We start from the raw sequence: 9,557 nt of genomic DNA, 5'->3' as shown, positions 1-9,557 counted from the left end.
GTTCGACCGGAAACGGCGGTGGTGCTTTCTGCTTTTTAGGCTTCTTGGTGGTCATTGCGTCGGTCATGGAACATCCCTTTCGGTATTATTTCATGACCCCGCTTTACACAGAAATCCTGACAGGCTCTCGACGTACCATTCTTGGTCATTGACAAGCGTGCAATCTGACGAGTTAGGTCGATATCATCCCATGTAAGGCTAAGAAGTTCACCGCGACGCATCGCTGTTTCAAGGGCGAACTGGACCAGCGGCTTCAGCCAAGTGTTTTGCATACCTGAAAATGTCCCATCCAGATTTCGTGGCGTGATTGTCAACTCGTTCAGCAACAGTCTCTCTTCGTCCGGCTCAAGTCTCCTATCTCGTCCTTGATTTGAAGGTGGTCGTTTGATTGCTGTCACAGGGTTCTGGGGGAGGGCGATGTTCCACTCTCGCATTGCGACATTGATTACCGCCGAAATGATATTTAGCTCTCGGTTGACTGTTGAACCTGACACTTTTTTCAATCGACTATCGCGCCATCGTGCGATCACCGCTGAGGTGAGTGCCACCATACTGTACTGTCCGAGCGTTGATTTGATGAGGGTATCAATACGAATCGCCTCCGCCGTCATACCTCGCTTCTGAGGTGTTACTCCGTTCTTGTAGCGCAACAGAATATCAGCGAACAAAGTTCGTTCCGCTTCCGTACGGTCAATAAATAATCCACGTTCGACTTCGCTCTCAACTAATCGCGCCCATTTTTCAGCTTCCAGACGGGTCAGGAACGTTTTTTCAATTGCTGGCAATCCTTTGCGGCGTACACGTGCTTGCCATTTGTCGTTACGCTGTCTTATCGAGGCCATGTCCACTCCTTTGGGTCAGGAGTGGGTCCGAAATATAGAAATCTTGTACGTAGATGGTCGCGAACCCGCATGAGTCCTCGCCTCCCGGACAGTTAGCTCAGGGGTAGAGCACCGCCTTCACACGGCGGGGGTCACTGGTTCAATCCCAGTACTGTCCACCAGAATTCAAGACGACATCTCACCGGAAGTTCCTTGCGGAGATGACTCAAACAAAGGCCTGCATTTGCAGGCCTTTTGCTTTTCCGGCTTCAGGTGGAATTGCTTTCATCAACAGATGTCCGCAATGTTCACGAAGACACCGTTCACTCAGCCTGCATCTCCATCGCCTGGCAAAGCTTCTCGCTGAAGCCGCGCCATTCCAGAGGCTTCACGATATAGCTGCTGATGCCAAGCGCTTCCGCTGCCTGCATGTCTTTTTCTTCCGACGATGCGGAGAGCACGATCACCGGAATGGACATGAGATGAGGCGTCCGCCGTATTTTCTGCAGCACTTCCAGACCATTCACTTTGGGCAATTTCAGGTCGAGCAGAATCACCGCCGGATTCTTTCGGGGCCGGGAGGTGCGCGCGCCCGAGGCCAACAGGAAGTCGATCGCTTCTTCTCCGTCGCGGGCGATGGCCAGTTCATGCACGAACTCGCATCTTTCGATGGCGATCCGGACGAGTTCGATATCAAGCGGGTCGTCTTCGACGACAAGGATGAGATGAGACATGGAAAAATTTTAACGAAATATCCGCTGTTTCTCCTCAGGCATCATTTGAGGCGACTCAGCGGGTGCGCAGATTTTTTAGCACTCCCGCTCGGTCGCGTTTGGCGTGATTCGAATTTCCAGATTCCAATCGAACGACTCCAAACCCGGGAGCGGAAATGCGCCATCGAGACCGTTTGGATCATGCTTCACTCCAGCGGAGCCCGTGAACGGCAAGTCTGAAATCCTGACTAAGCATCAGGAGGCGATGAACCTATGAACAGTAATGAGCGCATGCCGTTCCAGAAGTTGAAATTTTTTCTACTCCATGTTTGGCGGCTCGCCATTCCGTTCTGGAAATTCAGGGATGCAGGGCGCGGCAGTGTCGAACAGCGAATCGCAAATTATCGATACAACCGGCAACAGCGCAATGTATTGCCGTTTTACATGTGGAAATGGGTAGGCATCGCAATCTGCATGATGCAGTTGATGCGGGTGCTGTCGGATGTGATGATTGGCATGCCGGCGCACAGCAGCAATTACCTGTACGCGGCCTTGTTCTGCATGAGCGCTGGCATCGGGTTTGCCTTTGCGTGCATCGTGCTGATGCTGCTGATGGCAAGTTACCTGTATCTCAGTTACGTGGAGAGGTAACTAGGCGGGGAGTGAAGGACGGGAAGACGTCCTTCATCTGGACGAATGAATGGACCGTTCTCAGAACAGCCACTGAACCGCCGCGTAGATCATGCCGATACTGACTACGGCCGACGATGCCATGCACAGTACGGCTTGCAGCTTGTTGTAGTTGAAGCTTTTTTCCGGCTGAATGACAACTGCGTCTTGATGTACGTGGTTCATGCTGTCTCCGTTGAGCTAAAGCAATCGATTGCTTTGGATCATTGTATAGATCAGCTTCTTTGAATCAATAGTCTGTTAGGCAACTTTTTAAAATATTTGATTGAGAATACGCAAATAGAGTTGACTTGCAAAAATAATTGCAAATGTGCTAATGGAAATTCGATGCTTTCTTTGCAAGAAAACGTGTTCGATGGATTTCTGTTGCATCTTTAACGATAGTCATTTCCTGCCTGTTTTGGGCGCCATACCGAATTTCCCAGCCCGGTTGCCGGAAGGTTTGGGTTTGCGATCAGGTGACACCGACATGGATGTGCCCGGCTTTCTGGCCGGGTTGAAATTTCTCGATACGGTCCTCGCAGCAGGTTTACCGCCTGAACCAACGGCCGGCGGGTTGTAACGAGGAACAAGATGTCGGTCGCTGTTGCCGATCAGGTCGGCGCGGCCCATCCGCTGCAGTGCCTCACGCAGCATCGGCCAGTTCTCCGGATCGTGATAGCGCAGGAAGGCCTTGTGCAGGCGGCGGATCTTGCCGGTGCGTACCGTCTCCACCGTTTCCGAATCTGCCGAAATCTTGTGCAGGGGGTTCTTGCGTCCGTGGTACATCGCCGTTGCCATGGCCATCGGCGTCGGCAGGAAAGTCTGTACCTGGTCGAGCTGGAAGTTGTTCTGCTTCAGCCAGAGCGCCAGCCTGAGCATGTCTTCGTCGGTCGTGCCGGGATGCGCGGCGATGAAGTAGGGGATCAGGTACTGTTCCTTGCCGGCTTCCTTCGAGAAGCGCTCGAACATTTCCTTGAACGCATAATATGAGCCCATGCCCGGCTTCATCATCTTGGAAAGCGGGCCATCCTCGGAATGCTCCGGGGCGATCTTCAGCAGGCCGCCGACATGGTGGGTCACCAGTTCCTTCACGTATTCCGGTGAACGAACGGCCAAGTCGTAGCGAAGTCCCGAGCTGACCAGGATCTTCTTGATGCCCGGGATCGCGCGCGCCTTGCGGTAGAGCTGAACCAGCTTGCTGTGATCGGTGTTGAGATTGACGCAGATGCTGGGATACACGCAGGACAGGCGCCGGCACGACTCCTCGATCTTCTTGTCCTTGCAGGCCAGACGGTACATGTTCGCCGTCGGTCCGCCCAGGTCCGAAATGGTGCCGGTAAAGCCCTTGGTCTTGTCGCGGATGAGTTCGATTTCACGCAGGATCGATGGCTCGGAGCGGCTCTGGATGATGCGGCCTTCATGCTCGGTGATCGAGCAGAAGGTGCAGCCGCCGAAGCAGCCGCGCATGATGTTGACCGAGAAGCGGATCATTTCCCATGCGGGGATGCGGGCCTTGCCATAGGAAGGATGCGGCGCGCGCGCATAGGTGAGGTCGTAGACGCCGTCCATCTCGTCCATGGCCAGCGGCAGCGGCGGCGGATTCAGCCAGACGTCGCGTTCGCCGTGAGCCTGCACCAGCGCACGCGCATTGCCTGGATTGGATTCGAGATGAAGGATGCGGGAGGTGTGCGCATAAAGCACGGGATCGTCCTTCACCGCCTCATAGGCAGGCAGCCGGACGACAGTCTTGTTGCGCTGTTCCTTGAGCGCCGCCTGCCGTTCTTCGCGGCTGAGGATCAGTACCGGCTTTTCCACTGGAGCAGACGGAGCAGCTGCATCAGTCGCGCAGCTTGACGGCTCCTTCGTCTTCATTTCATACGGATCGGCGTGCGGTTCGACGCGGCCGGGCGTGTCGTAGCGCGTCGAGTTCGCCTCGCTCCAGTCAGGAGCAGGCTTCCAGTCGCGCGACACCATGAATGCCGTGCCGCGCAGATCACGGATGGACTTGATCGGTTCGCCGGCGGCAAGGCGGTGCGTCAGTTCGACCAGCGCCCGCTCGGCATTGCCGTAGAGCAAGATATCCGCCTTGGAATCGGGAAGCACCGAGCGCCGCACCTTGTCCGACCAGTAATCGTAATGCGCAATCCGGCGCAGGCTGGCCTCAATGCTGCCAATGACGATATTGGCATCCGGAAAGGCTTCACGCGCGCGCTGCGCGTAGACGGTCACTGCGCGGTCGGGGCGCTTGTTCGGATCGCCGTTGGCGGTATAGGCGTCTTCCGAGCGGATCTTGCGGTCGGAGGTGTAGCGGTTGATCATCGAATCCATATTGCCGGCGGTGACGCCGAAATACAGATTGGGCTTGCCGAGTGCCCGGAACGCATCTGCCGACTGCCAGTCAGGCTGGCTGATGATGCCGACCCGGAATCCCTGTTTTTCCAGCAGCCGGCCGATCAGCGCCATGCCGAAACTGGGATGATCGATGTAGGCATCTCCCGTGACCAGGATGACGTCGCAGCTGTCCCAGCCGAGCATGTCCATCTCGGCGCGGGACATCGGCAGGAAGTGCGCCGGATTCGTGTAATCGGGCCGGAAACGGGGGTAGGAAAACAGGTTCTTCGGGGTATTCATGTTGGGGCGGATTGTACCGGAAATGCATGGACGCAGCGCTTCAGGCAAGCAGGCGAGGGCGGCGGGACGAACGGACTATGACCGGCATGCGGCGCACGAGTTGCAGCCACGAGCCGAGGCTGCATTCTATTTTCAGCGTATCGGCGGTGAGTTGGCAGGCCTTTCGGAATAGCCGTTGAAAAACTGGCCCATGATGCCGCCGCCGGACGGAATTCGATGGCCGTTCGCATACATGCATTGCTGATAGCTGATGTCATAGCGCTGCTGCAGCCGGCCGGCCGTGGTTTGCGCGGCATTGACTCCGGACAGTCCGCCCAGCGCGAAACCGCCGCCGGCGCCGGCTGCCGCGCCGCGCCCGCCATTGATTGCGGCACCGGCCGCCGCGCCGAGTGCCGTGCCCAGTGCGGTCGAGCCGATGCCGCTGGCACTGATCGCGTTTTCGCCGCCGGCGTTGTTCAGCTGCTCGGATGCGAACTGCCGGCAAAGCTCATTATCGGCGCGGAATTGCTGGAAGTCTTTTCCGCTTCCGGGAAGGACCATCACGCTGGGTGCATTGGGAGGAGGGGTGGTACAGGCGCTCGTCAGCAATGCCAGGCAGATCAATGCAGTCGAGGTCGCAAAGTCGGGTTTCATGATTCATCTCAGTTCCGGATACAGGCTGACGACTTCCCATCCGCCGGGGCAGTCCTGCGCATAGGGAAAGTAGGCCTGGCCGCTGCGGCAGTAGAAATGCCAGTTGTTCTGCTGCATTTCCCTTGCGTTCTGCTCCAGATAAGCCTTCGGAATGACCGGCACCGTCGTGACGGGAGGGTAAGTATAAATTCTAGGAGAAGGATAGCTGTAATGCCATGCGTTGGGTCCTGAAGTTACGGATTGAATTCCCGACGGCATGGAGGAGACAGTCTTCCAATGCGGATCATGAGCCCACGCAAGTTCGGTAAAAAGAAGACCGAGCATCATGACGACGAGGAAACGCGGACGCAGGTAGCTCATGATTGTCTCCAGCAATTGAACAGGACGTTACAGTGGTTTTGTCATGGTGACGAAGAGTGTCGAAATTTTGACAAATTGTCATCTATTGAGTTCTTTCAGGCCGACGCAAATTGCGTAGCGAAGAGCGATGGCCAGCGCTCCTTGCAAGCCCGGACTTGCTCCAATGCCATTGGAACTCGGACGGAGGGGGCTTATCCAACTAGGCCTTGTCTTAGACAATCTTCATTGAAAGGAGACGCACCATGATGCAGACCAACGAACTGCGGCAACGGTTGAGCCAAGTGGAAAGCACCATTCACGATGCCGCCCGGCGTTGCGAATCGACCAACGGTGTTCCGATGGCGGTAAAGGACAGCATGCAGCTGCTGGACCAGCGGATCATGCAGTCCAATGACATGATGCAGTCACAGGATGAAAGCCGCATCCGTCAATATATCGATGACCTGGAGCAGATCGGGGATCGGGCGAAGGACGCATGCGAGCATGCGCCGGAAGAAATGGACAGCGGCCTGCGGGATGTCGTGATGCAGGCGCATCGCGAGCTTTCCGATCTGAAGCATCAGCTGCATTGATGAGGGGGCTCGCTGGACTTCCGGCCCGCTTGGCGGTCCGGATGCCCGGCAGTGTGCCTTGCAATGCAGTAAGTCACTGCCTGACCGGTCCTGGAAGCAGGCTAGTCAGGCAGTGCCCATATTCAAAGTCACGTCGTCTTAATTGGCTGGAGGAGCATCCGGCAGCACGACGTTTACATCGAGCACTTCCAGGTTGCCCTGGCGATCGAGAGAAATCTTGATGTCGTCGGCGTTGACCTTCGCATACTTCGAGATCACCTGGATCAATTCCTTGTGCAGGGCCGGCAGGAAGTCAGGGCCGTCGCGGCCATTGCGCTCGCGCGCGATGATGACCTGCAGACGTTCCTTGGCAGCGCTCGCGGTCTTGGGCTTGCTGTTGAAGAGGAATGAGAGCAGCGCCATGTTCACCTACCTTTGAAAAGTCTCTGGAACAGGCCGGGTTTTTCGTATGCGGTGAATCGCAGCGGCACTTCATGTCCAAGGAAGCGTGCGACCACGTCCTGGTAAGCCTCGGAGACATCCGAGCCGGTTATGTGGATCGCCGGATTGCCCTGGTTGGAGGCGTGCAGCACCGATTCCGACTCGGGGATGATGCCGATCAGCGGAATGCGCAGGATTTCCTGCACGTCTGTGTAGGAGAGCATTTCGCCCGCCTCGACGCGCTTGGGCACGTAACGCGTGATCAGCAGATGCTCCTTGACCGGTTCGCCGCCCTTGAGCGCGCGGCGCGACTTGGCCTGGATGATGCCGAGGATGCGGTCCGAATCGCGCACCGACGAGACTTCGGGATTGGTCACCACGATGGCTTCGTCGGCGAAGGTCAGCGCCATCACGGCACCATGCTCGATGCCGGCGGGCGAGTCGCAGACGATGTACTCGAAATCCATCTTCGCCAGTTCGTTGAGGACGCGTTCGACGCCTGCTTCGGTCAGTGCTTCCTTGTCGCGCGTCTGGGACGCGGGCAGGACGAACAGGTTGTCGCAGTGCTTGTCCTTGATCAGCGCCTGGTTCAGCGTGGCTTCATTGTTGATCACGTTGATCAGGTCATACACGACGCGGCGTTCGCAGCCCATGATGAGATCCAGGTTGCGCAGGCCGACGTCGAAATCGATCACTGCGGTCTTGTGTCCGCGCAAGGCGAGCCCGGATGCAAAGCTGGCGCTGGAGGTGGTTTTTCCGACGCCTCCCTTGCCGGACGTTACAACAACGATTTTGGCCACAAAAAACTCCTTAATAGACAAATGACTAAGCGCGAATGGACAGAATGTCTATCCGGTCGCCTTCAAGACGGACCTGAGCCGGCTGTTTCGCCAGATCCTTGGATAAGCCGCCGTCGAACGTGCGATAAACACCTGCAATGGAAACCAGCTCGGCTTCCATGCTCAAGGTGAAAATCCGGGCACCGGCATTGCCGCTGGCACCGGCCAGCGCGCGTCCGCGCAGCGGCGCATAGACATGGATGCTGCCGTCGGCGATCAGCTCGGCGCCATTGTTGACGATGGCATTGACGATCAGGTCGCAGCCGCGGGCATAGATGCGCTGCCCGGCGCGGACCGGCACATCGACGATCATCGCCGGCATGGCGGTCGGCACTTCGACACGCTCCACGACGGGAGCCACCGTCGCGGCAGGAGCCGGGGGCGTCGGTTGCGCAACCGGTGCAGCGGGCGAGGCCGCTTCATGGATCGTGACCGCTTCAGCCTCCCGCGCTTCCTGGCGCGGCTGGGCGAGGGTATCGATGCTCAAGCCGTGAGCGACGATCTGCGGCTGCAGTTCCGAAGGTGCACCGCGAACGGCGACGAGATTGAGTTGGTAACTGCGAAAGAGCGAGGTCAGGGCAGGCCAGTCGAGAGCGCCGATGTCTTGTCCGCAGCCGCTGACGTCGACTACAACCAGGTCATGATCAAAATAATCCGGGGCGCCGCCTGTGGCCTGCTTCAACGCCGCGTCGATTGCGGCCAGCTCGGTCGTGCGCAGGATCGCCGACACGGCGACGACCGTTGAAATCTTGAGTTCGAAAGGCTTGCTGCCTTGGTTCTTTGACATAGGTGCGTATCGGTAATGGCGAAACCTGCATGAGCAAAATAGAACGTCCGGTCCGCCAAATGAATCGGGCCGCGTCGAAAGCGGCCCGAACATGAGGGGGAAAGCGAACTTCTCTGCAGCGCATTGAACAATTGCTCACCACTCGCTCTGTGCTTTGCGGCATATTATACCTGTTGCAGCCGCGCTATCCTCCTGATTTTCAATATGTTTCCATTGCTGTTCCTGCCATTGCGGCGCATGCCGCGGGCCGGGATTCGAACTACAGAGCGGTGCGCAGCGCGAAGAGTTCGGGGAAGAGAACGACTTCCAGCATTTTCTTCAGATAGCTGGCGCCTGCGGTTCCGCCGGTGCCCGTCTTGAAGCCGATGATGCGCTCGACGGTGGTCACGTGGCGGAAGCGCCAGTAGCGGAATGCGGTTTCCAAGTCGACCAGCTTTTCGGCCAGTTCATACAGCGCCCAATGCTTGGACGGATTGCGATACACCTCCAGCCAGGCGGCCTTGACCGACTCGTCGGCGGCTGTCGGCCTGGTCCAGTCGGCATTCAATCTGGCTTCGTCGATCGGCAGGCCGGCACGCGCCATGACCAGGATCGCTTCGTCGTAAATGGACGGCGCGCGCAGGGCGGCATCGAGCCGTGCATGGGCTTCCGGCGAGGTCGAGTGCACGTTAAGCATGGCCGGATTCTTGTTCCCGAGGATGAATTCGATCTCGCGGTACTGGAACGACTGGAAGCCGGAGGACTGGCCGAGGTAAGGACGGATCGCCGTGTATTCGGGCGGCGTCATGGTAGCCAGCACATCCCAGGCATGCACCAGCTGATCCATGATGCGCGCCACCCGCGCGAGCATCTTGAATGCCGGCGGCAAATCGCCCTGATGCATCTGGCGCCGCGCGCCCTGCAGTTCATGCAGCATCAGCTTCATCCACAGTTCGCTCGTCTGGTGCTGAACGATGAACAGCATCTCGTTGTGGTCCGGTGAGCGCGGATGCTGGGCGGAGAGAATCTGGTCAAGGCCGAGATAGTCGCCGTAGCTCATCGTGGTGCTGAAATCCATTCTGGCGCCGTGCCAGGATGCGGAATCCTTGTCTTTTTCCTTTTCCATTCCT

12 protein-coding genes and 1 tRNA gene are annotated in these 9,557 nt (G+C 57.6%); 3 read left to right on the top strand and 10 right to left on the bottom strand.

What is annotated here, in order from left to right:
• Positions 1-35: 35 nt before the first annotated feature.
• A complete protein-coding gene (locus IGW03_RS06450; RefSeq protein ID WP_194721667.1) occupies positions 36-842 on the bottom strand; it encodes a tyrosine-type recombinase/integrase in 807 nt (268 codons plus the stop codon).
• Between the two features lie 86 nt (positions 843-928).
• On the opposite strand from IGW03_RS06450, the gene IGW03_RS06445 reads away from it, so the two are divergent.
• Positions 929-1,003 (top strand) — tRNA-Val (locus IGW03_RS06445).
• A 141-nt stretch (positions 1,004-1,144) separates the two neighbouring features.
• On the opposite strand, the gene IGW03_RS06440 is transcribed toward IGW03_RS06445, so the two are convergent.
• Positions 1,145-1,555 (bottom strand): response regulator, encoded by a 411-nt coding sequence (locus IGW03_RS06440; RefSeq protein WP_194721666.1) that lies wholly within the window; start codon positions 1,553-1,555, stop codon positions 1,145-1,147.
• A gap of 252 nt (positions 1,556-1,807) precedes the next feature.
• On the opposite strand from IGW03_RS06440, the gene IGW03_RS06435 reads away from it, so the two are divergent.
• Positions 1,808-2,185 carry a hypothetical protein gene (locus IGW03_RS06435; protein ID WP_194721665.1) on the top strand — a complete coding sequence of 126 codons (378 nt, stop codon included), beginning with the start codon at positions 1,808-1,810 and terminating at the stop codon, positions 2,183-2,185.
• 60 nt (positions 2,186-2,245) lie between these two features.
• On the opposite strand, the gene IGW03_RS06430 is transcribed toward IGW03_RS06435, so the two are convergent.
• From IGW03_RS06430 to IGW03_RS06415, 4 genes are all read right to left on the bottom strand, one after another.
• Positions 2,246-2,389: a hypothetical protein gene (locus tag IGW03_RS06430; protein ID WP_194721664.1), complete on the bottom strand. Its 144-nt coding sequence runs from the start codon at positions 2,387-2,389 to the stop codon at positions 2,246-2,248.
• 219 nt (positions 2,390-2,608) lie between these two features.
• Positions 2,609-4,837, bottom strand: coding sequence for a YgiQ family radical SAM protein (locus IGW03_RS06425; RefSeq protein WP_194721663.1), 2,229 nt, complete (start codon positions 4,835-4,837; stop codon positions 2,609-2,611).
• A gap of 132 nt (positions 4,838-4,969) precedes the next feature.
• The gene (locus IGW03_RS06420; RefSeq protein WP_194721662.1) at positions 4,970-5,470 is read right to left on the bottom strand and encodes a hypothetical protein; all 501 of its coding nucleotides are present in this window, start codon (positions 5,468-5,470) and stop codon (positions 4,970-4,972) included.
• Positions 5,471-5,473: 3 nt separating this feature from the next.
• Positions 5,474-5,830, bottom strand: coding sequence for a hypothetical protein (locus tag IGW03_RS06415; protein WP_194721661.1), 357 nt, complete (start codon positions 5,828-5,830; stop codon positions 5,474-5,476).
• Positions 5,831-6,072: 242 nt separating this feature from the next.
• Here IGW03_RS06415 and IGW03_RS06410 point away from each other — a divergent pair, with 242 nt between their 5' ends.
• On the top strand, positions 6,073-6,402 hold the full coding sequence (locus tag IGW03_RS06410; RefSeq protein WP_194721660.1) for a hypothetical protein: 330 nt from the start codon (positions 6,073-6,075) through the stop codon (positions 6,400-6,402).
• A gap of 138 nt (positions 6,403-6,540) precedes the next feature.
• On the opposite strand, the gene minE is transcribed toward IGW03_RS06410, so the two are convergent.
• The 4 genes from minE to kynA all read right to left on the bottom strand — a co-directional run bounded on the left by minE (position 6,541) and on the right by kynA (position 9,553).
• Positions 6,541-6,804, bottom strand: coding sequence for a cell division topological specificity factor MinE (gene minE, locus IGW03_RS06405; protein WP_194721659.1), 264 nt, complete (start codon positions 6,802-6,804; stop codon positions 6,541-6,543).
• A 2-nt stretch (positions 6,805-6,806) separates the two neighbouring features.
• Positions 6,807-7,622 (bottom strand): septum site-determining protein MinD, encoded by an 816-nt coding sequence (minD, locus tag IGW03_RS06400; protein WP_194721658.1) that lies wholly within the window; start codon positions 7,620-7,622, stop codon positions 6,807-6,809.
• 25 nt (positions 7,623-7,647) lie between these two features.
• Complete coding sequence (gene minC, locus IGW03_RS06395) at positions 7,648-8,448, bottom strand: septum site-determining protein MinC (RefSeq protein ID WP_194721657.1); 801 nt, start codon at positions 8,446-8,448, stop codon at positions 7,648-7,650.
• A 259-nt stretch (positions 8,449-8,707) separates the two neighbouring features.
• A complete protein-coding gene (gene kynA / locus IGW03_RS06390; RefSeq protein WP_194721656.1) occupies positions 8,708-9,553 on the bottom strand; it encodes a tryptophan 2,3-dioxygenase in 846 nt (281 codons plus the stop codon).
• Positions 9,554-9,557 lie beyond the last annotated feature (4 nt).

Source organism: Noviherbaspirillum malthae (assembly GCF_015352985.1).
GTDB lineage: Bacteria > Pseudomonadota > Gammaproteobacteria > Burkholderiales > Burkholderiaceae_D > Noviherbaspirillum > Noviherbaspirillum malthae.
The sequence above is the reverse complement of the archived record's forward strand: the minus strand, read 5'-3'. Positions and strand labels throughout refer to the sequence as shown.